The sequence below is a fragment of the Franconibacter sp. IITDAS19 genome, from assembly GCF_023079515.1.
Classification (GTDB): domain Bacteria; phylum Pseudomonadota; class Gammaproteobacteria; order Enterobacterales; family Enterobacteriaceae; genus Franconibacter; species Franconibacter pulveris.
The window spans coordinates 159,783-181,502 of the sequence record NZ_JALJCP010000001.1 but is presented as its reverse complement, the minus strand read 5'-3'; the positions used below and the strand labels follow the sequence as shown (position 1 = coordinate 181,502).

24 protein-coding genes are annotated in these 21,720 nt (G+C 59.8%); 13 read left to right on the top strand and 11 right to left on the bottom strand.

All coding sequences use genetic code 11. The features are described 5' to 3' along the window. Window positions 1–10: 10 nt before the first annotated feature. Both MT962_RS01000 and MT962_RS00995 read left to right on the top strand, forming a co-directional pair. The gene (locus MT962_RS01000; RefSeq protein WP_247364188.1) at window positions 11–1,423 is read left to right on the top strand and encodes a cytochrome ubiquinol oxidase subunit I; all 1,413 of its coding nucleotides are present in this window, start codon (window positions 11–13) and stop codon (window positions 1,421–1,423) included. Further along, window positions 1,416–2,423 carry a cytochrome d ubiquinol oxidase subunit II gene (locus MT962_RS00995; protein ID WP_024561886.1) on the top strand — a complete coding sequence of 336 codons (1,008 nt, stop codon included), beginning with the start codon at window positions 1,416–1,418 and terminating at the stop codon, window positions 2,421–2,423. The genes MT962_RS01000 and MT962_RS00995 overlap by 8 nt, the downstream gene beginning before the upstream one ends. Here MT962_RS00995 and MT962_RS00990 read toward each other — a convergent pair. From MT962_RS00990 to MT962_RS00975, 4 genes are read right to left on the bottom strand one after another with little or no spacing between them, the layout of a single operon-like run. Then, window positions 2,393–3,346, bottom strand: coding sequence for a GlxA family transcriptional regulator (locus MT962_RS00990; protein ID WP_024561887.1), 954 nt, complete (start codon window positions 3,344–3,346; stop codon window positions 2,393–2,395). The two genes, MT962_RS00995 and MT962_RS00990, sit on opposite strands and share 31 nt — an antisense overlap. A 32-nt stretch (window positions 3,347–3,378) precedes the next feature. Continuing rightward, complete coding sequence (locus tag MT962_RS00985) at window positions 3,379–4,593, bottom strand: MFS transporter (RefSeq protein WP_028019861.1); 1,215 nt, start codon at window positions 4,591–4,593, stop codon at window positions 3,379–3,381. A 50-nt stretch (window positions 4,594–4,643) separates the two neighbouring features. Further along, window positions 4,644–5,405, bottom strand: coding sequence for an SDR family NAD(P)-dependent oxidoreductase (locus tag MT962_RS00980; protein WP_024557794.1), 762 nt, complete (start codon window positions 5,403–5,405; stop codon window positions 4,644–4,646). 17 nt (window positions 5,406–5,422) lie between these two features. Continuing rightward, window positions 5,423–6,229: an SDR family oxidoreductase gene (locus tag MT962_RS00975; protein WP_188723096.1), complete on the bottom strand. Its 807-nt coding sequence runs from the start codon at window positions 6,227–6,229 to the stop codon at window positions 5,423–5,425. Between the two features lie 514 nt (window positions 6,230–6,743). Between MT962_RS00975 and MT962_RS00970 the strand changes: the two genes are divergently transcribed. Further along, window positions 6,744–6,890, top strand: coding sequence for a Hok/Gef family protein (locus MT962_RS00970; protein ID WP_028019862.1), 147 nt, complete (start codon window positions 6,744–6,746; stop codon window positions 6,888–6,890). Window positions 6,891–7,050: 160 nt separating this feature from the next. Here the strand turns inward: MT962_RS00970 and zapE are convergent, their stop codons facing one another. Beyond that, window positions 7,051–8,019 carry a cell division protein ZapE gene (gene zapE, locus MT962_RS00965; RefSeq protein WP_247365077.1) on the bottom strand — a complete coding sequence of 323 codons (969 nt, stop codon included), beginning with the start codon at window positions 8,017–8,019 and terminating at the stop codon, window positions 7,051–7,053. A gap of 246 nt (window positions 8,020–8,265) precedes the next feature. Between zapE and eat the strand changes: the two genes are divergently transcribed. The 8 genes from eat to MT962_RS00925 all read left to right on the top strand — a co-directional run bounded on the left by eat (window position 8,266) and on the right by MT962_RS00925 (window position 15,589). After that, on the top strand, window positions 8,266–9,645 hold the full coding sequence (gene eat, locus MT962_RS00960) for an ethanolamine permease (protein WP_029592027.1): 1,380 nt from the start codon (window positions 8,266–8,268) through the stop codon (window positions 9,643–9,645). Between the two features lie 10 nt (window positions 9,646–9,655). Next, entirely contained in the window at window positions 9,656–11,038 is a 1,383-nt protein-coding gene (locus MT962_RS00955) for an ethanolamine ammonia-lyase subunit EutB (RefSeq protein ID WP_024557790.1), read from the top strand. A gap of 2 nt (window positions 11,039–11,040) precedes the next feature. Then, complete coding sequence (eutC, locus tag MT962_RS00950) at window positions 11,041–11,808, top strand: ethanolamine ammonia-lyase subunit EutC (RefSeq protein ID WP_024557789.1); 768 nt, start codon at window positions 11,041–11,043, stop codon at window positions 11,806–11,808. A gap of 76 nt (window positions 11,809–11,884) precedes the next feature. Further along, complete coding sequence (locus tag MT962_RS00945; protein ID WP_247364185.1) at window positions 11,885–12,454, top strand: GNAT family N-acetyltransferase; 570 nt, start codon at window positions 11,885–11,887, stop codon at window positions 12,452–12,454. A 154-nt stretch (window positions 12,455–12,608) separates the two neighbouring features. Further along, entirely contained in the window at window positions 12,609–13,829 is a 1,221-nt protein-coding gene (locus tag MT962_RS00940; RefSeq protein WP_024557787.1) for a SpoIIE family protein phosphatase, read from the top strand. Between the two features lie 14 nt (window positions 13,830–13,843). Beyond that, a complete protein-coding gene (locus MT962_RS00935) occupies window positions 13,844–14,419 on the top strand; it encodes a SiaB family protein kinase (protein WP_029696821.1) in 576 nt (191 codons plus the stop codon). After that, entirely contained in the window at window positions 14,412–14,828 is a 417-nt protein-coding gene (locus tag MT962_RS00930; RefSeq protein ID WP_188723092.1) for a DUF1987 domain-containing protein, read from the top strand. Before MT962_RS00935 ends, MT962_RS00930 begins: the two co-directional genes overlap by 8 nt. Continuing rightward, window positions 14,822–15,589: a GGDEF domain-containing protein gene (locus tag MT962_RS00925; protein WP_024557784.1), complete on the top strand. Its 768-nt coding sequence runs from the start codon at window positions 14,822–14,824 to the stop codon at window positions 15,587–15,589. Before MT962_RS00930 ends, MT962_RS00925 begins: the two co-directional genes overlap by 7 nt. 58 nt (window positions 15,590–15,647) lie before the next feature. On the opposite strand, the gene MT962_RS00920 is transcribed toward MT962_RS00925, so the two are convergent. From MT962_RS00920 to MT962_RS00900, 5 genes are all read right to left on the bottom strand, one after another. Beyond that, a complete protein-coding gene (locus MT962_RS00920) occupies window positions 15,648–16,673 on the bottom strand; it encodes an SDR family oxidoreductase (RefSeq protein ID WP_024557783.1) in 1,026 nt (341 codons plus the stop codon). Between the two features lie 129 nt (window positions 16,674–16,802). Next, window positions 16,803–17,198 (bottom strand): VOC family protein, encoded by a 396-nt coding sequence (locus MT962_RS00915; protein WP_247364183.1) that lies wholly within the window; start codon window positions 17,196–17,198, stop codon window positions 16,803–16,805. 97 nt (window positions 17,199–17,295) lie between these two features. Further along, on the bottom strand, window positions 17,296–18,219 hold the full coding sequence (gene lpxP / locus MT962_RS00910; RefSeq protein ID WP_024557781.1) for a kdo(2)-lipid IV(A) palmitoleoyltransferase: 924 nt from the start codon (window positions 18,217–18,219) through the stop codon (window positions 17,296–17,298). Between the two features lie 457 nt (window positions 18,220–18,676). Then, entirely contained in the window at window positions 18,677–18,853 is a 177-nt protein-coding gene (locus MT962_RS00905; protein ID WP_167541506.1) for a hypothetical protein, read from the bottom strand. A 57-nt stretch (window positions 18,854–18,910) separates the two neighbouring features. After that, on the bottom strand, window positions 18,911–19,414 hold the full coding sequence (locus MT962_RS00900; protein ID WP_247364180.1) for an ATP-binding protein: 504 nt from the start codon (window positions 19,412–19,414) through the stop codon (window positions 18,911–18,913). A 594-nt stretch (window positions 19,415–20,008) separates the two neighbouring features. Here MT962_RS00900 and cspA point away from each other — a divergent pair. Then, window positions 20,009–20,221, top strand: a complete 213-nt coding sequence (cspA, locus tag MT962_RS00895; RefSeq protein ID WP_024557779.1) for an RNA chaperone/antiterminator CspA — start codon at window positions 20,009–20,011, stop codon at window positions 20,219–20,221. Window positions 20,222–20,503: 282 nt separating this feature from the next. Then, window positions 20,504–20,659, top strand: a complete 156-nt coding sequence (locus MT962_RS00890) for a hypothetical protein (RefSeq protein ID WP_154663425.1) — start codon at window positions 20,504–20,506, stop codon at window positions 20,657–20,659. Window positions 20,660–20,730: 71 nt separating this feature from the next. On the opposite strand, the gene MT962_RS00885 is transcribed toward MT962_RS00890, so the two are convergent. Further along, on the bottom strand, window positions 20,731–21,693 hold the full coding sequence (locus MT962_RS00885; RefSeq protein ID WP_024559881.1) for a chemotaxis protein: 963 nt from the start codon (window positions 21,691–21,693) through the stop codon (window positions 20,731–20,733). Window positions 21,694–21,720: the final 27 nt, after the last annotated feature.

Below are 21,720 nucleotides of genomic sequence, written 5' to 3'. Positions count from 1 at the left end.
CGGAGGAAGCATGATAAGCCAGGAGACGGCTTTACTACTGGCGCGCAGTCAGTTCGCTTTTACCATCGGTTTTCATATCGTGCTGGCGGCGTTTACCATCGGCCTCGCGCAGTGGCTGATGCTGCTGGAGGGGCTGTGGCTGTGGCGCAAGCAGCCGGTTTACCTCAACCTCTATAAATACTGGAGCCGGGTTTTCGCGCTTAACGTGGCGGTCGGCGTAGTGACCGGGGTGCTGATGGAGTTCCAGTTCGGCACCAACTGGGGCGCGCTTGCCAGCCGCGCCGGCGCAGTAATGGGGCCGATGATGTACATGGAGGTGCTGATCGCCTTTTTCCTTGAGGCCGGCTTTATGGGCGTAGTGCTGTTCGGCATGGGCAAGGTGCGCCCGTGGGTGCACTTCTTCGCCACCTGCGTGGTGGCGGCTGGCTCCATTTTCAGCGCCTTCTGGATACTTTCCGCCAACTCCTGGATGCAGACGCCCGCAGGCTTCGTCACTGGCGCGGACGGCCGTTTTCAGCCCGTCGACTGGTGGGCCGTTATCTTTAACCCCTCCTTTCCGTATCGTTTCGCGCACATGACGATAGCCGCGATGCTGGCTGCCGCCTGCCTGATAGCCGCCGTGGGAGCATGGCACCTGCTAAAGCATCCCGATAACCGCGGCGCGCGGCTGATGTTCTCCTGGGGGCTGTGGCTACTGCTGGCGGCGGCGCCGCTTCAGGCGGTGGTGGGCGACCTGCATGGCGAGAACACGCGCGATCACCAGCCGGTGAAGCTCGCGGCGATGGAGGGAAGCTGGAACCCGCCGCCGCCAGGCCAGGGGGAGCCGCTGCGGCTCTTCGCCATTCCCGATATGCAGGCGCAGCGCAACCATGCCGAACTGGCTATTCCCAATATCGGCTCGCTCTATCTGCGCCATAACCTTTCCGGCACCATCCATAGCCTGAACCAGTATCCGGCGGATGAGCGCCCCTGGGTGCCGGGCGTGTTTTTTTCGTTTCGCGCCATGGTGGGGCTGGGGCTGCTGATGATCTTTTTCGGCGTGGCCGGGCTGGTGACGCGACTGCGCGGCAAACTCTGGAGTGCGCGCTGGCTGCAGCGCGGCATGGTAGCGATGGCCCCGGCGGGTTTTTTCGCCATGCTGGCGGGGTGGCTGGTGACGGAAACCGGACGCCAGCCCTGGACCGTCTATGGGGTGCTGCGCACCGCGCACAGCACCTCGCCTGTCGCCCCCTCGCTGGTGTTGACCTCGTTTATCGCCATCGTGTTGGTTTATCTCGCTATCTTCGCCATCGGCCTCTGGTTTCTGCTGCGTCTGCTGGGCAGAGCGCCGCAGGGCGATGAGAAAGAGGCCAACGCCGAGGTGGCGGAACAGACCGGAAGCGGCATTACGCCGCAGAGCATAAGAGGACGCTACGATGCTTGAGGTTGCCCTCTCCCTGCCGCCGCTCACGCTGCTCTGCGCCATGGCGCTGGCCTGCGGCGTGCTGATTTACGTGCTGCTCGACGGCACCGACCTCGGCGTGGGGCTGCTGGCGCCGTTTCAGTCCACCGACGCCCGCCAGCAGATGAACCTCACCATTCTGCCGGTATGGGACGGCAATGAAACCTGGCTGGTGCTCACCGCCGGCGCCCTGCTGGCGATGTTTCCCGTCGCCTTCAGCATTCTTTACAGCGCGCTTTATTTGCCGGTTTACATCATGCTGCTGTCGCTTATCGTGCGCGGCATGGCGATTGAGTTTCGCCACCAGCGCCCGGCGCTTTTTGATGCGCTGTTTATTGCCGGCTCATGGATCGCCTCGTTAAGCCAGGGGGCGACGATGGGCGCGTGGATCGAGGGGATCAGCCATAACGGCCAGCACTTCACCGGATCCGCCATGGACTGGCTCTCGCCTTTCTCGCTTTACTGCGCCGTGGCGCTAAGCGTGGGATACGCGCTGCTGGGCGCCTGCTGGCTTATCTGGCGCTGCGAAGGGGCGCTTGCCGCCTGGGGCCGACGTCAGGCGATGCGGCTTGCGCCGCTAACCGTCCTGCTGCTGGCGGCGCTGGTGGTCTGGACGATGCAGTTGCAGGAGAGCTACCGGCTGCACCTGCTGGCGTGGCGCTACAGCGGGCCGCTGGCGCTGATCGCGCTGCTGGCGCTGGCGGGGCTTGGCGCCGCGCTGCGCGGCAAACGTGAATTTTTACCGCTGGCCATGACGCTGACGCTGTTTGTCGTTGCCTTCGGCGGCATGCTGCTGGCGGTGTTTCCTTATTTATTGCCGCCCGACCTGCTGCTGACCCAGGCCGCCGCGCCGCCTGCGACTCAGAAGCTAATGCTTATCGCCTTCGGCGCGTTTGTGCCCGTCACGCTTATCTACAACAGCTGGGGCTTTTGGATCTTTCGCGGCAAGGTTCACGCCGCGCGTGAAGAAGAACGCCCCTGACGCAGCGCCTGCGGCGGCACGCCAAAGCCGCGCACGAAAACCTCGCGCATATGGCGGCGGTCGCGAAAGCCCGCTTCGCGGGCGATGGCGTCCATCGAAAGACGGCTTTGCTCAATCATCAGGCGCGCCGCCTCCAGCCGTAAGCCTTCAATGGCTTTCGCCGGTGATTTGCCCGTCTCTTCGCGAAACAGGCGGCTGAACTGGCGCGGACTTAAATGCACGGCGCTGGCGAGATCCTCCACCGTCAGCGTGCGGCTTAAGTTTTTGCGCGCATACTCCAGCGCGCTCTGAATGCGATCGGATCGCGGCGAAAGCGCCAGCATCTCGGAGTGCTGCGTCTGGCCGCCGGAGCGACGGTGATGCATCACCAGCCGGTGCGCCACAGAGCGCGCCACTTCCGCGCCCAGATCTTTTTCTACGATGCCGAGCGCCATATCCAGCCCTGCCGTCATGCCCGCCGATGTCCAGACCGCGCCGTCGGTAATAAAGATGCGGTCTGATTCAATAAGCGCCGTGGGAACTCTGGATTTTAACGCTTCAGCGTGCGCCCAGTGGGTGGTGACGCGCTTGCCGTCCAGCAACCCCGCTTCGCCCAGCACAAACGCCCCGGTGCAGATGCCCGCAATGCGGCGTGAGTTAAGACTCGCGGCTTTCAGAAAATCGACCACCGCAGGCGTTGGCGGCGCTTCCAGCGGGTTTATTACCCCGCCGACAAGCCAGGTATCGGCGCGCGAATGCTCGCTTAACGGCTGGCTGCTGACCGTGACCCCGGCTGACGAGCGCACCGCCCCGCCCGCTTCCGACCAGGTCTCCAGTTCGTAAAAAGGCTCGCCGATCACCAGATTGGCGAACTCAAACACCGAGGGCGTCGAGAGCGCCAATAGCTGAAAGCCGTCCGCCAGTAAAAAGCCAATCTTGTGCATGCACGCCTCCGGAGCGAAGAAGAGTTCTCTTTTTACGACAAAATGCGCGTCGTCGAACAGGGGGCGGCGCACTTTTCCTGCTCGCGCCGTTTCGCCCGTTCGGACACCGCCAGGCTTGCCAGCGCCAGCGCCAGCAGCAGCACGGAAAGCCCGAGCAGCCCGCCATAGCCGAAGCGCGGATAGACCCACGCCGCCACCGCCGAACCAAAGCCAATGCCGCAGAACATAAAGGCGCTGGTGAGCGCGAGCGCAATACCCCGCCACGGCCCGGCGACCTCCACTATTCGCCGCTGCTGGGTCGGCCAGAGAATATCGGTGGCGAAAGCCCAGACGGTGAACGCGGCGAAAAGCAGCGAAAGGTGCGGCGGCGCGGCCAGCATCAGCAGCATGTCGACCATCAACAGCCCGATGCCCGCCACCAGCAGCCTCTCGGCGCTGAAATGACGCGCCGCACGAGCGACCGCCAGGTTGCCGACAATACCAGCGACGCCCAGCACCGCCAGCGCCACCGATACATCGTGCGCCGTGCCGTGAAAGCTGTCGCGCACCACCGGGGCGATAAACGCATAGGTGGCGAAGACCCCTGCGGCGATAAAAAAGACCACCAGAAAGGCGCTCAGCAGTTTCGCATTCGTCAACACGTCGCCGATGGTGGAGAGCCGGATGCGCACGCCCGCGCCCGTTTCCGGCACCGTCAGGCGAATATTCAGCGCCACCAGCAGGCTGACCGCGCCCACCGCGCCAAACAGCGCTCTCGGCCCCCAGGCGTCGGCAAGCCAGGCGGCGAGCGGGATACCGAGCATGCTGGCGAGCGACAGCCCGAACAGCACTTTCGCAATCGCGCTGCCGCGCTCTTTCTCGTGCGCCAGTTCGGCACCCAGCCCCACCAGCACCGGCCCCATCAGCGAGGCGCCAAGCCCCATCACGATGCGCGACGCCGCGAGCACGCCGTAATCGGGCGCCAGCGAAAAAAGAAACGCGCCGCCGCCGAAGGTCGCCGCGCCATAAAGCACCAGCTTGCGGCGCGGCAGATGGCCGAACAGCACCTGAGAGAGCGGCGCGGCAAGGGCGAAGGTGATGCCGAACAGCGCCAGCAGCCAGGCGCTTTGTGATTCGCTGATGGCCCACTCGCGGGCAATCGGCACCAGGCTGCCGGACACCGCCAGCGAACCGGTGGCCTGTACGAAATAGGCGAAGCTTAACGCCCGTAAGGCCCGGCGCTGGGGCAGTGAAAGTGAAGGTGTCATGCGCGTCTCCCGCCTGAGAGAAAGGCCGGGCGCCAGGCCCGGCATGAGAATTAATGAACCGGAATAGGGTTTTCCGCCATCGCCTGGTTGAACTGGTTCACAAGCCCATGTTCGTTGCGGCCAGGGTTGTCGCGCACCGGCAGGACGCGGTCGACAATCGCTTCCTCTTCACCCGCCGCCAGTTTCTCCAGCGTCTCGCGGATGAAATCATCCAGCGGCATGGCGCGCTCGTCGCCGCTTTTGTAGATAAGGTCGGTATCCACCCACGGCGGCGCAATCTCCACCACGCTGACGCTGGTATCACGCAGCAGGAAACGCTGAGAGAGCGTGTAGGAGTGGATAGCCGCTTTGGTGGCGGAATAAAGCGCGGTGGCGGCAAGCGGCAGGAAGGCGAGCACCGAGCTGTTGTTTATCAGCCACGCCTGCGGCTGCTTTTTCAGGTGGTCGACAAAGGCGGCGCTGACGCGCACCGGGCCTAACAGATTGGTGGTGACAAGCGTCACCGCCTGGTCGTCATCCAGCGCGCCGGCGGCGTCGTCAAACGGCATGATGCCCGCGTTGTTGATAACCACGTTCAGCGACGGGTACTTGGCGATGAGCTGCTGCGCCGCCTGTTTAATCTGCTGCGGGTCGGTGATGTCGAGCTCAACGAAATCCATACCTGGATTCGCCTTGCTGACCGCCTCCAGCAGCGCCCGGCGACGCCCGGAAATGATCACCTGGTTGCCAAGCTTGTGCAGCGCTTCTGCCAGCCCACGGCCAATACCGGATGTGCCGCCAGTGATGAAGATGGTGTTGTTGGTCAGTTTCATGGTTTTCTCCAGATTTCTTATTGAGCGGCCTGGTAACGAGGCGCGGGTTTATTCACGGAAAGGTGTTGCATCATGGTCTGGCGAGCGGCTTCAAACGCCTGCCATTCGCTTTCGTCCTGCAAAGAGGGCAGCGTAATCAGCTCGCCGCGGTCGAAGCCGACAAGGGCGGCGTCCACCAGCGCCTGCGGCGTCATTACGATGTCTGGATCTAAATGCTCAAGCGCCAGCCCGCCGGTTTCCCAGAAGTCGGTGGCGGTCGCGCCCGGCAGCACCGCCTGCACCTGGATCCCCTGGCCGTGCAGTTCGTGGTGCAGCGACTGGCTGAAGGCCTGAACGTAGGCTTTCGAGCCGCCGTAAACGCCGTTTAAGATTTCCGGCGCGATGCTGACGATGGAGGCGATATTGATGATGGCCCCCTGCCCGCGCGCCACCATGCCAGGAACAACCGCGTAGGTCAGACGCGTGGGAGCAATGACGTTGAGATCTATCATCTGCTCCATGCGGTCAATATCGCTTTGCAGCAGAGAGGTATGGGTGCCGACGCCCGCGTTATTCACCAGCAGCGTGATGCTGGCGTCCTGACGCAGCTTTTCTTCCAGCGCGCGTAGCGCCTGCGGGTTGTTCAGGTCAACCGCCGCCACCTCCACGTTCTGGCGCGTTTCGGCGGAAATCTGGCGGGCCTGCTGGTTCAGTTTGTCGCGATTGCGGGCAACGATAATCAGGTCGTAGCCGCGACGCGCCAGGCGGTCGGCGTAAACGGCGCCGATGCCGCTGGATGCGCCGGTAATCACCGCAGTGCCTTTGTGCTCTGCTGCTCTGTTCATGCTGCTTCTCCGGTTCAGGTAAGGTGTTGTTGTGTTTGTGTTGTGTCGATGTTGTGTCGATGAACAGAGATTACGCGAACCCGGCATGACCTGAATGACGAATAGGGTAGTGATTCAGGACATCCTGCAAAAAGGTGGCGGAAAACCGTCGCGGTCGGTAAAGGGGGTTATTTACAGGAAGGCTTAATAAACGCCGGCGACAGTAAGCAAGGGAAAATGAAAACCAATGAAAATAATAAAAATAAAATGCGAGGCGGCTCGTAATTTAAAGCGGAGTGAAGAATGACAATTTATTAATAACGGCAAAAGTACGCACTTCGCCGGAAATAAATAGCTGAGATAAGGCAGGTTATTTATTATTTGCGCGGGCGCCTGAGGCTTTCTGGTTTCAGGCAACGTGTGGTTTCCAGAAAGATGAAGGCCCCGAGTTAATGACTTAACCCGAGGCCGACACATGAACCCAAACAGTCATGATGTTAGCCTCTTACTCGCCTCACGGCAAGGAGAAAAGGCTATGAAGCACAACACTTCTGTATGGCGTCTGGTTATCGTCTGCGCGACGGTGCTGGCAATAATACTCCTTACCCGGGAAAGGCTTTACGAACTCCGTTACCGGGATGGGGAAAAAGAGGTAACGGCTTTATTAGCCTGTAAGCCCTGAAAGTAAGCGTCTACGCGGGGAGCAATCCCCGCGAATCAGGCTGTCAGGATCATGCCCAACGGCGCCCTTTTTTCATTATTTTAATAACGGCTTTATGTAAGACGTTATTTATTTTCGCTTCCGCCCTGGCTTTTTCTTAATTAATTAGCGCCAGGTTAATTTATTCCGTCGTTAATTGCGAAAGGCGACTGGCGGTGCGCGCAATGTCTTCCTGCTCCACGCCCGCCACCAGCTCCGTAAGCGGACAGGCGGCGGCGATAAACAGGCGGCGCTGCTGGTCGTAGAGCACATCGACCAGGTTGATAAAACGCTGCTGCGCGGCGGGGCTGACGCGCGCAAGCGGCGGCACGCCGTCAAGGAACCAGCGCTCATGCCCTTCGCACAGCGCCAGATAGTCCATTACCGCCGTGGGCGCCTCGCAAAGGCCAGCAAAGGTAAAATGCAAAAACTCGCCCGGCGCGGAGGCGGCGTGCAGCGTGCGGTGGCCGACAGTCAGCGCAACCACCCCGGAGGCGTCCGGCAGCCCCAAAGCCTGCCGCCGGGCCGCACTGGCGGGCCACAGATAAGCGCCTTCGCTGAAAACGCCGTGGCCCGTCGCCTGCTGGCGATAATCCCGCGGACCATTGAGCGCCATAACGGTCATGTGGCGCTCAATAAGCGCAATGGAAGGCACAAAGCGATCGTGATAAAGCGGGTTCGCCAGCAGCGCGCGCGGCGGATAGTTTGAGGTGAAGATAAGCGCCACGTTGCGCGCTATAGCCAGCGCTATCAGCCTTTTCACCAGCATCGCGTCGCCGATATCGTGCAGATGGAACTCATCAAAGCAGAGCAACCGCGCCTCGCCCATCAACTCAAGCAGCGCGGCGTCCAGCCCCTGGCCGTTAAGCTGCTGATGCAGTTCGCGAAAGAAGGTATGAAAGTGGGCGCGCTTTTTTTGCGCCAGCGGCAGCGCGGCGAAGAAGCTGTCGACGATAAAACTCTTGCCGCGTCCGGGTTGCCCCCACAGGTAGAGCCCGGCGAAAGCGGCCCGGCGGCGCAGCAGCGTTTCGGCAAGCGTCTCCAGATGCCGGATGAGCCGCTGCTGGTCATTATCAAGCTGAATCCCTTTCTCCTGCGCTTTACGGTTCATCACGTCGGTAAAGTTCAGACGCGGTTCTTTCAGCAGCATCGCTTTTCTCAATTGTTTTGTGAATGAATTGTTATTTACCCATAAGCGGGCGTAATTTTCAAAAGCTTCACCAAAAGGGCGCACGCCCTGCCACTTCACGAGGCAGCGCCTCATACCGGCGGGTGAAAAGTTGCCCGTTTTGCCGCTGGTACACTCCTTGCAATAGCCCTGCGGGATATCCGTTTATTGGCGAGGTGAGTAATGAGAATGCAAACCGAACAGTCCGGATTAAAACGCACGCTGGGCAGCTTCCGCCTGTGGGGCATTGCCGTGGGGCTGGTGATTTCCGGTGAATATTTTGGCTGGAGCTACGGCTGGTCGCAGGCGGGCACCATGGGTTTTCTTATTGTAGCGCTGGCGATAGCCGCCATGTATTGCGCGTTTATTTTCAGCTTTACCGAGCTGACCACCGCCATTCCCCACGCAGGCGGCCCCTTTGCTTACGCCTACCGGGCATTCGGGCCAACAGGCGGGTTTATCGCCGGTTTCGCGACGCTGGTGGAGTTTGTTTTCGCGCCGCCCGCCATCGCCATGGCGATTGGCGCTTACCTCAACGTGCAGTTCCCTTCGCTCGATGCGAAATGGGTTGCCTGCGCCGCTTACGTTATCTTCATGACGCTGAATATTCTGGGCGTCGGCATCGCCGCGACGTTTGAGCTTATCGTGACCCTGCTCGCCATCTTCGAACTGCTGGTCTTTATGGGGGTGGTGTCGCCGGGCTTCTCGTGGAGCAACTTCACCGCCAACGGCTGGGCCGGGTCGGAAACCTTCAGCAGCCTGGCGCTGCCGGGGATGTTTGCCGCCATTCCGTTCGCTATCTGGTTTTTCCTGGCCATTGAGGGCGCGTCGATGGCGGCGGAAGAAGCCAAAGATCCGAAACGCACCATTCCCCGCGCCCTCGGCGGCGGCATCATTACGCTGACCTTGCTGGCGGTAGGAGTGATGATTTTCGCCGGCGGCGTGGGCGACTGGCGCACGCTCTCCAACATCAACGACCCGCTGCCGCAGGCAATGAAAATCATCGTCGGCGCAAACAGCGGCTGGCTGCATATGCTGGTGTGGCTGGGGCTGTTTGGTCTGGTGGCGTCGTTTCACGGCATCATCATGGGGTACTCGCGGCAAATTTTCTCGCTGGCGCGGGCCGGATATCTGCCGGCAAGCCTCGCCAGAATCAACCGTCGCACCCGCACGCCGCACCTGGCTATTCTTGCGGGCGGCGTGGTGGGCATTGCGGCGATTTTTTCTGATTCGCTCATCACCATTAACGGCATGCCGCTGACCGCCAGCATCGTCACCATGTCGGTTTTTGGCGCTATTGTTATGTATATCGTCTCTATGGCGTCGCTGTTTAAGCTGCGCCGCAGCGAGCCGGGGCTGGAGCGCCCGTTCCGCGCGCCGCTCTACCCCCTCGCCCCGGCCTTCGCGCTGGGCATGGCGGTGCTGTGTCTCGCGGCGATGGTTTACTACAACCTGGTGCTGGCGGCCATCTTCGCCGTCATGATGCTGGCGGGCTATCTGTGGTTCCGGCTGACGGCGCGCGCCCGCGCCAGCGCCGCGCTGGACCCGCAACTGCGCGTCGCCTCGTAAGGAGTCACTCGTGTACCAGACTACGCTTGCGCATACGGTTTACCGCTTCTCTTCTCTGAAAGATTTGCTGGCGAAAGCCTCCCCGGCGCGGTCCGGGGATGTGCTGGCGGGCGTCGCCGCGAAAAGCGCCGAAGAGCGCATGGCGGCGAAGATGGCGCTCGCCGACCTGCCGCTGCGCGAGCTGCTCAATAACCCGCTCATCCCTTACGAGCAGGATGAAGTCACGCGTCTGATTATCGACACCCACGACCGCGACGCGTTCTCCCCCATCCGCCATTTAACGGTGGGGGCGTTCCGCGACTGGCTGCTGGACGACGCCACTACCTCTGAGACGCTCTCCCGGGTCGCGCCTGGCGTCACGCCGGAGATGGCGGCGGCGGTGAGCAAGCTGATGCGCAACCAGGACTTGATTCTGGCGGCGAGCAAATGCCGCGTCGTCACCCGCTTTCGCAACACCATCGGCCTGCCGGGCCATTTAAGCGTGCGCTTACAGCCCAACCACCCGACGGACGACCTGCGCGGCATCGCCGCCAGCATGCTCGACGGGCTGTTCTACGGCTGCGGCGACGCGGTGGTCGGCATCAACCCGGCGAGCGACAGCCTGCCGGTGCTGGAGCGGCTCAACTATATGCTCGACGACGTTATCAGCCGCTTTGCGATCCCAACACAATCCTGCGTGCTGACCCACGTCACCAACACGCTCCAGCTCATCGAGCGCGGCGCGCCGGTGGACCTGGTGTTTCAGTCGGTGGCGGGCAGCGAGGCGGCCAACAGCGGCTTTGGCATCAATCTCGCCCTGCTGGAAGAGGCGCGCGAGGCGGCGTTAAGCCTGGGTCGCGGCACGCTTGGCGATAACGTCATGTATTTCGAAACGGGTCAGGGAAGCTGCCTTTCTTCAAACGCGCATCACGGCGTCGATCAACAAACCTGCGAAGCGCGGGCCTACGCGGTAGCGCGACACTTTAAGCCGCTGCTGGTCAATACCGTCGTGGGGTTTATCGGCCCGGAGTACCTCTACGACGGCAAACAGATTATTCGTGCGGGGCTGGAAGATCACTTCTGCGGCAAGCTGATGGGGCTGCCGCTCGGCTGCGACGTTTGCTATACCAACCACGCCGAGGCGGACCAGGATGATATGGATACGCTGCTTACCTTACTGGCGAACGCCGGGTTGACGTTTCTCATCGGCGTGCCGGGGGCGGATGACATCATGCTCAACTACCAGAGCACCTCGTTTCACGACGCCCTCTATATTCGCCGCCTGCTGGGCCTGAAGCACGCGCCGGAGTTCGCCGCCTGGCTTGAGAAGATGCAGATTATCAACGCCCAGGGGCAGCTGCGGCTCACCGGGGCCAACCATCCGTTGCTGGCGGCGCTGCCGCAGGAGGTATAGCGATGAGCACCCACGACGCCTGGGATCTGTTACGCCAGTTTACCGACGCCCGCATTGCGCTGGGGCGCAGCGGCGCCAGCCTGCCTACCCGCGAAGTGCTGAAATTCGGCCTCGCCCATGCGCAGGCGCGGGACGCTATTCATCAGCCTTTCGACAGCGAACCGCTGCGCGGCGAACTGGAGGCGCTGGGTCTGGAAACGCTCACTGTTCACAGCGCCGCCGCCGACCGCGATACCTATCTTCACCGCCCCGACTTAGGCCGCAGGCTGGATGAGGAGAGCCGCGCGCTGCTGGCGCGCCGTAAAGGGAATGCCGACCTGCTACTGGTGATTGGCGACGGGCTCTCTTCGCATGCCGTGCACCGCCAGTCCGTTGGGCTGATTCGCGCCCTGCTGCCCTATATTGAAACGCTCGGCTTAACGCTTGCGCCGGTGGCGCTGGCGCATCAGTCGCGGGTGGCGCTGGGCGATGATATTGGCGAAGCGCTCGGCGCGAAAGCGGTGGCTATATTGATTGGCGAGCGGCCCGGCCTCTCGTCGCCCGACAGCCTCGGGGTTTACCTTACCTGGAAACCCGAACGTTCGCGCATCGAGTCCGAGCGTAACTGCATCTCCAACATCCGGCCTGAAGGGCTGCCCTGGGAAGCGGCGGCGTTTAAGCTCGCCTGGCTGCTGGAGCAGGCTTTTTTGCGCAGGCTTACCGGCGTGAAGCTCAAGGATGAGAGCGACAACCCGGCGCTGCATGGCAAAGTAAAGCCGCTGCTGCGCTAACCTCCTGCAAAGCGGGGTCGACAGGCGCACCGTTCTGTGTAAAAACGGTGTTTTACTGTTGAGAAAGGAAGCCGTCATGACAGCGATTCCCGCCGCACCTGAACTTCATACCGAACGCCTGCTGCTAAAACCGCTCGCGCCGGAAGATGCAGAACAGATTCAACAGACCTTTCCCCGCTGGGAAATTGTGCGCTACCTGGTGGCGAGCGTTCCCTGGCCCTATCCGCCGGACGCGGCGCGGCATTATGTGAATAACGTGGCGCTACCTGCGGCGGCGGAAGGCCGCGGCTGGTTCTGGACGCTGCGTCGCCGCGAAGCGCCGGCGCAGCTGATTGGCGTTATCTGCCTGCTGGATGAGCCAGACAACAACCGCGGCTTCTGGCTGGCGCCGGAGCAACAACGCCTGGGGCTGATGAGCGAGGCGTGCCGGGCGGTGAACGACTTCTGGTTTACCGTACTCGATCGTAAGGTGCTGCGCGTGGCGAAAGCGCAGGCCAACGACGCTTCACGCAATCTCTCAAACCGAAGCGGCATGCGGCTTATCCGCCACGAAAAAAAGCAGTACGTCAGCGGCGAGCTGGATTCCGAAGTGTGGGAAATTACGCGTGATGAATGGCTGCAAGTAAAGCAGGCGGATGGCGTTTAAGGGATAACGCCGCGCTAATAGTTTTTTATGGCTTCAGTTTAATTTTAGTGACGCTAAACTCTTGAATAACGCTTAAGTTTGGTATTGCAGTAAAAGTGTCACACTTCTCCCCTACCCTAAGATAATTCTTACTTCGTAACGGGTTATCTGTTTAATGGATATTCCACTGGCGCTGGCCTCCTCGTCGCAGCAGCTTAACGCCGGGATCCTGCGCATCGCGGTGCCCCACGTCACGCCGGGTTCCACCAATCTGCAGGTGATGGCGCTCTTTAACGAACATAAATCGCTGATTGGCCTGCCGGTGCTGGAGAACAACCGGCCGATTGGCATGATCAACCGGCACATTTTTCTCTCGCAAATGAGCCGCCCCTTTTTCCATGAGCTTTACGATCAGAAAAGCTGCATCGCGTTTATGGATAAAACGCCGCTTATCGTCGAGGCGGACGCCGGGCTGGAATATCTGGCCGAGCGGGTGGTGGAGACAGGCGACAAGGCGGTCGCTGAGGGGTTTATTCTCACCGAGGCGGGCGGCTACGTAGGCATCGGCCTTGGCATCGATCTGATTAAAACCGTCTCTGGCCTGCAGGCCCGTCAACATGAGCAGATTATGCAAAGCATCGAATACGCGCGCGTGATTCAGGACTCTATGCTAAACCGCTCGCGCCAGACGATGGAAGCGCACCTGCGCGACTGGTGTCTCTCCTGGTATCCGCGCGACTGCGTGGGCGGCGACATTTACGCTTTCCAGCGTTACGAGCACGGCTGGCTGCTGGTGATAGCCGACTGCACCGGCCACGGCGTGCCCGGCGCCTTTATGACCTTTATTTTCTCTTCCGCGCTGGAAAAAGCGCTGACGCAGGCGGCGCCCGACGAGCCGGACCGCCTGCTGAGCCTGATTAACCAGTACATCAAACAGACGCTGAGCCAGCTTCAAACCACGCCTAACCATAGCCAGTCGAACGACGGCTGCGATGCCATCGCGCTGTTTGTCGACGCCCGCGACGCGCAGATTGTCTGGGCGAATGCGCAGATGCACGCCTTTGTGCTGGGCGAGGGGGAAGACGAGGTGGCGCTGCTGGAAGGCGATCGTAAAGGGATGGGTTATATCGACACGCCTGCCGATTTCCGCTGGCAGCGCCATCGGCGCGCGCTTAAGCCTGGCGATCGGGTGCTGATTGTCACCGACGGCGTGACTGACCAGATCGGCGGCGAGCGCAACATCATGTTTGGCAAAAAACGCATCCAGTCGCTGCTGCTGGCGCAGCGTCACCTGCCGATGCGCGAGTTTTCCGACGCGCTCTTTGCCACGCTTCGCGAGTGGCAGGGCAAACAACCTTCCCGCGATGACATGACCTGGTTTGGCTTTCGCTGGTAAATAAAGAGATGAGCATGAGTGAATTACAGGTAAAAACAGCGACGCTGTTGCCGCTGCTTACCCCACAGCGACAGGGCGGCGTCGCCCTCTCTTACACGGGTTTTATTTCGCAGCAGAATATTGTGTCGATGGGCGAAGTGGTCCGCGCCTGGCTTGATGAAAACGAAGCCTCCGCGGCGCTGCGCCGCAAGCTCTTTTCGGTGTTTGTCGAAATGGGCCAGAACATTGTGCGCTACTCCTCTGACGAACGCTTTTTGCATAAGGGCGAAGAGGCGCTGCGCTACGGCTCGCTCTGCTTTCACGCCGACTGCACCCGCTATTACCTCGAAACCGCAAACCTGGTGGGGCCGGAAGAGTCCTCTTTGCTGCGCGCCAATCTGGAAGTGCTGCGCGCCATGACGCAGGACGAAATCCGGCAGGCCTGGAAGCAGGGATTGCGCAGCGAAGCGCCGCCCACCAGCAAAGGCGCCAACATCGGTCTGCTGACAATGGCGCGGGACACCAGCGAGCCGCTGGAATACCGTTTACATCCCCTGGCGGCGAGTCATCTGTCCGCCTTTCACCTGAAGGCGACGTTCTGCCATGACTGAAACTACCTTAACGCCTGCCGTTGTGCTGGCGGCGACCCACTCCACGCCGGAAGTGAATTTTGATTTCGCCGCCCATCGCCTGTGGCTGAAAGGCGAAGCCTACCCGGAAAACGCCGCCGCCTTTTTCCGCCCGCTCATTCAGGCGGTGGAGAACTGGCTTAACGCCTCGCCCGTCGATGCGCAGCCCATTGCGCTGCACGTGGCGCTTAGCTATTTCAACAGCTCCAGCACCAAGCTGCTGTTTGAGTTTTTCGAATGCCTCAACAGCTTCGCGAAGCGGGGCAAACGCTGCGAGCTGCACTGGTATTACGATGAAGAGGATGACATTTCCGAGGAGTTCGGCCAGGAGCTGAGCCTGGACTTCACCTCGCTGACGGTGCTGCTGAAGCCGGAACTGAACGCATGCTAGATATTAACGAGCTGTTCCAGGACGAGTATGCCGTGCTGGAAGAGGCCCGCCTCGCGGCCGCCAACCCGCAGCTTAGCGCCGACGCCTGTCGCGATAAGCTGTGGCTGATAGCCAAACATTATCAGCGGTTGATTCGCCACTCCTACCGGCTGATTTCCCGCAGCGACCGGGCGGAGCGGGAGCTGACGCGCATGAACGAACAGCTTCAGAAGCTGGCGCGGCAGCTGGAATACGAAGCCACCCATGACGCCCTCACCGCCGTCTTTAACCGCAGCGCCATTATCCACCAGATAAACCAGGCGCTGACGCAAGGCAACGTGGGGCTTATCCTGCTGGATATCGACCACTTCAAGCGCATTAACGACGAGCACGGCCACCCCACCGGCGACCGGGTGATCTGCTCGCTGGTGCAAAGGGTGCGCAAAGCCCTGCCCGCTCACGCCGCCATCGGCCGCGTGGGGGGCGAGGAGTTTACCGTGCTGCTGCCGGGCAGCCGCGTTGAAGAGGCGATGATTATCGCCAGCTATATTCACGCTTCGCTGAACGCCTCGCCGCTTGATGTCCTGCCCGAACAGCGGGTGACGGTAAGCCTTGGCGTCAGCCTTGGGCTGCGCGACAGCGATTTCGAAACGCTGTACGGCGCGGCGGACGCGGCGCTTTATGTGGCGAAAAAGCGCGGGCGTAACCAGGTGGCGCTCAGCGACACGCTTTTTCGCCCGCCGTCGCTGCCTTTAGCCGCGGGAAAGCTGCGAATGGAGTAACCCGCCGCACGTTGTTCGCCGCGCTGGCGGCGCGTTTCAGGCGCCGCGGATAGCGTCGTCAGAACGTGCCGGCGCCGCCGTCGGCGCAAAAGACCTGGCCTGACGAGTAGCTGGTTTCCGCCGCCGCCAGCGTCACGTAGAGCGGCGCTATCTCCGCAGGCTGGCCCGGGCGGCCATAAGGCGACTCGGCGCCAAACTGTTCGAACTTCTCTTTCTTTTTACCGCAGCTTGGTTGCAGCGGCGTCCAGAACGGGCCCGGCGCGACGGCGTTCACGCGTATCCCTTTTTCGGCGAGCTGCTTAGCAAGGCTTTTGCTGAAAGCGACAATAGCCGCTTTGGTGGAGGCGTAGTCGAGCAGGTTAGCGTCCGGCTTATGCGCCTGTACCGAAGCGGTGTTGATGATGGCGGCGCCCGGCTTCAGGTGCGCCATCGCCGCTTTGGTTATCCAGAACATGGCGTAAACGTTGGTCTTGAAGGTTTTGTCGAAAAACTCGGTGCTGAGATCGTTAATCGACTCCACGTTGCGCTGGCGCGCGGCGTTATTCACCAGAATATCCAGCCCGCCGAGCTGGGCGGCTGCGTCGTTCACCAGCTTCTGGCAAAAGGCTTCGTCGGTAATATCGCCCGGGATCGCCACCGCTTTGCGCCCGGCGGCTTCGATGAGCGCAATAACTTCGCGGGCGTCCGGCTCTTCCACCGGCAGGTAGTTTATCGCCACATCCGCCCCCTCGCGGGCGAAAGCGATGGCCGCCGCGCGCCCGATGCCGGAGTCGCCGCCGGTTATCAGCGCCTTGCGCCCGGCAAGCCGCCCGCTCCCCTTGTAGCTCTGCTCGCCGTGATCGGGACGCGGGTTCATTTTGCTCGCCAGCCCCGGCGGCTCCTGCGTCTGGTATTCGAAAGGCGGTTTCGGGTAAGCGTCGCGGGGGTCTTTGCCGGTGAGCGGGTGCGGCCCGGGTTCCGTGGTTTGGGTTTGCGGGGTGCTTGCCGCGTTAGCGTGGCCCGCGACGGCGGTCACCGCCATGCTGCCCACGAGGCCGCCAACGAGCTGGCGGCGTGAAATGCCGGAGTTATCCTGTTGTGACATCTTTCCTCCTGCTTTAAGCCAGACGGTTCAACGAAAGTGACATCCGTAAAGCCTGGACGCTATCAGTACGATAAGCCCAGCGGGAGGCGAAAAAACAGCAGCGGCGGCTCGTTACAACCCCATTCATGATCACTTGCCGTAATACATCCCCTCGAGCTTCATGCCATCCGGGTCGAGGAAAAAGACAGCGTAATAGTCAGGATAATATTCACCGGCAGGGTCAACGATAGTCGCCTGCTGCGCCTCCAGCCACCGCTGGAGTTCATCCACTTCGGCGCGGCTGCCAAGGGACCAGGCGTAGTGGTGAAAGCCGGGGTTGCCTTTGCGATAAGGCGTTTCTTTTCCCTGTTCATCGGCCTGATAAATCCACAGGCGCGTGACCTCATTGCGCCAGCCGATGGCGTTTTCCATTTCGTCCATTATCTCAAAACCCAGGAATTTCATTAGCGGGCCGTAGAAGGCTTTCGAGCGGGCAAAATCGCTGACGGACAGCACCAGATGGTCAACACCGGTTACGCGTGGCATGGGCGGCTCCTTATTTAAGGTAAAAAGTAACTATAGACCGCGGCGCGCGCCCATAAAAAAACCGGCGGCCTGGGCCACCGGTTTAAGGTATATCGCGTTACAGGTAGAGCGACGCTTCGCCCGCCGGGCGGGTCTTGAAGCGGCGGTGGATCCAGAGATACTGCTCCGGCGCGCGCAGGATTTCCCGCTCGATCACTTTGTTCATGTAGCACGCTGCGGCGGCTTCGTCGTTGCGCGGGTAATCTTTCAGCTCCGGCTGGATTATCAGCTGATAACCGCTGCCGTCCGCTTTTCTTATCATCACGATAGAGAGCAGCGCCGCGCCGCTGAGGCGGGAGAGCACGAAGGTGCCTTTGGTGGTGGCCGCGTCATTCACCGCAAACAGCGGCGCGAAGGTGCTGCCGCGCGGGCCGTAGTCTTGATCCGGCGCGAACCAGACCGCCTCGCCTTTTTTCAGGGCGTTGACCATGCCTTTGAGATCTTTGCGATCGAGCATCGCCTTGTTTGACCGCATGCGTCCGCGGGTTTGCGCCCACTCCAGCGCCGGGTTGTTGTGCGGACGGTACATCGCCATCATCGGCCGACAAAGGCCCATTACGCGCCCGCCCAGCTCCAGCGACATAAAATGCACGCCGATAACAATCACGCCGCGGTTGCCATCAACGGCCTGTTGCAGATTGTGCAACCCTTCAACATCAAACCAGCGCTTGATGCGTTTATCCGACCAGAACCAGGCCATGCCCGTTTCCAGCAGCGCCATGCCGAGCGAGAGGAAGTTATCGGCAATCAGCCGCTCTTTCTCATCGGGTGAAAAATGGGGAAAGCAGAGCTCGAGGTTGCGACGCAGAATTTTCTCGCGTCTTTTCAGCACGGGCCGAGCCTTCGCGCCGAGAAAAGCGCCAAGACGCATCAGCAGCGGATAAGGTAGCTGCACCAGCAGCCAGAGCAGCCCCAGACCGCACCAGGTAAGCCAGTAGCGGGGATGCAGGAGCGATGAAGAGAAGTGTCCGGTTTTGTTCATGATTGACCCTTTATGCCTGTAGCGGTATCGCATAAAGAAACCCTTTCGTTAGCGGTACACTCTGTTTTGTTTGATGTAGACGACAGAAAAAACGCCCGTGCGTGAACCGGCAGTACCCCCTGCGACACGCGGACGCGAAAACATAATGCGCGAATGATAAGTAACCCTGATTAGCTGTTTAAACGTTGCGACGGTCTACGCGACCCGATTTTTTGTCCGCCGTGCGGCGAGAAAAAGGAGGGTTGAGTTGAAAAGACGAGCCACCTGTTTGGGGCGATGGTCAATGAAGCGATATGACTGCGACGATGAGGCCGCCCGTCACCACAGTGGGCTTTCCGCCGGTAAAAAGATAGCGAAATTTTGTAAAGTAAGTGAAGAAATTATAAAGCTCTGCGGGCGAAGCGAAGCGCTGGTTTCACCCGCAAGCGGTCTGTTCTGATTTTAACCTTTCGTGCGGTTAAAAGACGTTCAAATAGTGGTCCAGGCCGTAGTAAGCCCAGTAGAGCGCGGAAGCGCCGACATAGGCCCAGCATCCCCACCAGGCTATCGGCTCGCGGTCCGTTTTGGCGCGGGGAAGAAAGGCGAACAGATAACACACCGCTGCGATCAGGGCGACAAAGTAAAAGAACTTCATAACACCGCTCCTTATGTCCCAAAGACTTAAGTTTTCAGGATAGACAGCTTTGGCGGGTTACGCCTGCGGCGGCGTGTGGCGAACAATGTTAAACCCTTCATCCGGAGCGGGGGCAGTAAAGTAGCGGGTGATCAAAGTAAACTGGGCGTCGGTGGCGGCGAAATCATGCGTTCCCGCTTCGTTGCGGGCATGCAGCCGCGCCTTGCACAGCGCTTCCGGCACATCCAGATAATGCAGCTGATGCGCCGCGCCGCTCGCCTCGATGACCTGCTTCATCCAGGCGCGGTTTTCCACCGTATTGGCGGGAAAATCGAGCACCACCGACACGCCTGCGCGCAGCAGCGACGTCAGGTGCGGCTGCATCGCCTCCCGAAGCCTTGCGGCATAACGAACGTAATCGGCAACGCTTTGCATCTCCTCGCCATAAAGACGGGCGAGCCAGGCGTCTTCGCTGACGAGCACGGTGCCGGGCTTGTCGGCAAGCGTGGCGGCAAGCGTCGATTTTCCTGAGGCGATTTTGCCGCACAGCAGATGCAGTACGGGCGTGGATGTAACGGACATAGCGACCTCGCGCTGTGAATTTCAGTCACCCGATAATAAAGCGCCTGCGCTATTGCGCCAGCCCCGCAAACGGGTGGGTTTTTGCGCTTTTGCCCGCCGGCGGAAAATAAAAAAGTAAGACGGTTTCTACGCCCGATTTTTTGCTTAAGGTTACCCGCCTCGCTTTAAAAAAGCGTGCGTAAGGTTATCTGAAAACCAGCGGAAAATTCGAAGCGCTGGCAGCACATTATTTTACAAAACAAATTTCATTATTTTTCTCACCGCTGCGCTTATAAGGAATAAATAAAACCGTGCATGGCCTATTCGCCGTTCCGTTTTTTGTTTTACCGTTGTTGACGCTTCTGGCCATACGGCCGTCCGGGCGCTTATGCGTTTAAAATAAACATTGCTTAATTAATTTTTCCATGTCTTAATAGCGTCATCGGTTTGGAAAACAGACCTTATGAAAGCAGTTTTAGTAAAGCAGTCCTCAGTTCAAGTGTTATCCCCAGATACCCTTCTTCATGAGTCTTCTCCTAAGCGCCTAATAAGTAACGCTCTGCATAACAGGCCATCATCGCCGCCCTGAGTGGCTCATTAATTAAGGAAGTATCTATGTCTGGTAAAATGACTGGTTTAGTAAAATGGTTTAATTCCGATAAAGGTTTTGGCTTTATCACGCCGAATGACGGCAGCAAAGATGTATTTGTACATTTCTCTGCAATCCAGAGCGATAATTACAAAACGCTGGATGAAGGTCAGCAGGTTTCTTTCACCATTGAAAATGGTGCTAAAGGCCCGGCAGCCGCCAACGTTACCGCGCTGTAATAAGCGTGAGTTATCGCCGACGCTTACGATAGCGATGAAGGCAATGACCTGAGCAGTGAAGCGTTGCGATAAGCAATAAACCCGCCCCGAGCGGGTTTTTTATTATCCAAAATTTGTCTTGCCACGGTTTTAAATATTTCTGTCGCCTGCCCGGCCTGTTTCCCTTGATAAAATATTTGCAGCGAATGCCTACCCGTTCAGGTAGTTTAAAAAGGATGTTGTAACTAAGAAAGAAAAAACACGCTATGCTGTTTCTTTTCTGCTGCCGGAGCCTGAACGCGTATGTCCGCCTTTTCTCTTATCGCCATTCCGCTTTTTCTTTGCGGGATGATTATGCTGTTGCTGGCCGCCACGCTCAAAAAGCGCGGTTTTCTTAGCTCGGGGGTGGCTCTGACATCTTCTTCGGTGGTTTTCGCCACACTCGGCATGACGCTTTAGCGGCATGAAAAAGCCCCTTGCGGGGCTGTGTTTATTACGGCTTCAGACACACGCTAACTGCGTCTGGTCGCTTACGCGCTTTTCAGCACCTGCTGAATGGCGCAAGAGAGTTCGTTAATTTCGAATTTCGCCACGTAAGCGTTGGCGCCCACTTTGCGCACGTGTTCTTCGTTGGCGCTGCCGGAAAGCGAGGAGTGGATAACCACCGGAATATGCTGCAACCGTGCGTCGCGCTTGATGTTGCGCGTGAGCGTAAAGCCGTCCATTTCCGGCATTTCCAGGTCGGTCAGCACCAGCGCGATTTTATCGTCGATCGACTTACCTTCCGCCTGCGCCTCGTCGGCCATGATTTTAATTCTTTCCCACGCCTCTTTGCCGGTGGTGTGCAGCAGCGCCGGAATGCCCATCTGTTTAAGCCCCTGCTCGAGCATGGTGCGCGCCACTTTAGAGTCTTCCGCCACGATGGCGACCGCGCCGGGCTTGAGGTTGAAGCTCTTCATGCGCGCCTCTTCCGCCTGCGGGCCGCGCGAAGCCGGGATGATGTCATAGAGAATTTGCTCAACGTCCAGCACAAGCGCGAGGTTGTTGCCCTGCCTGTCGCCATCGATGCAGGCGATGCTGGTAATGTTGCTGCGGCTGCTGACGCCTGCCTCCGCCGTATGCACCTGGCTCCAGTCCAGACGCACAATGTTATCGACAGATTCCACGGCGAACGCCTGGGTGCTGCGGGCATACTCGGTGATAAGCAGCAGATTGAGGCCGGTTTCCGGCTTGCAGCCCGCGATGGCCGGCAGGTCGATAACCGGGATAATCTGGTCGCGAATATTGGCCACGCCGAGCAGCGGCGACTTCATGCCGGCTGCTTTCGTCACGGCGGGCATCGGGATAATTTCGCGAAGCTTGAAAACGTTAATGCCAAACAGCTCCGTTTTGTCCTCCTGCGCGTCTTTCCCCAGACGGAACAGTAAAAGCTCAAACTTGTTCGATAAGGCGAGGTTCGCCCTCTCATCAATCTCTTTCTGAAAATTGTCCATCTTTGCCTCTAAGCCATGTCAGGGAAG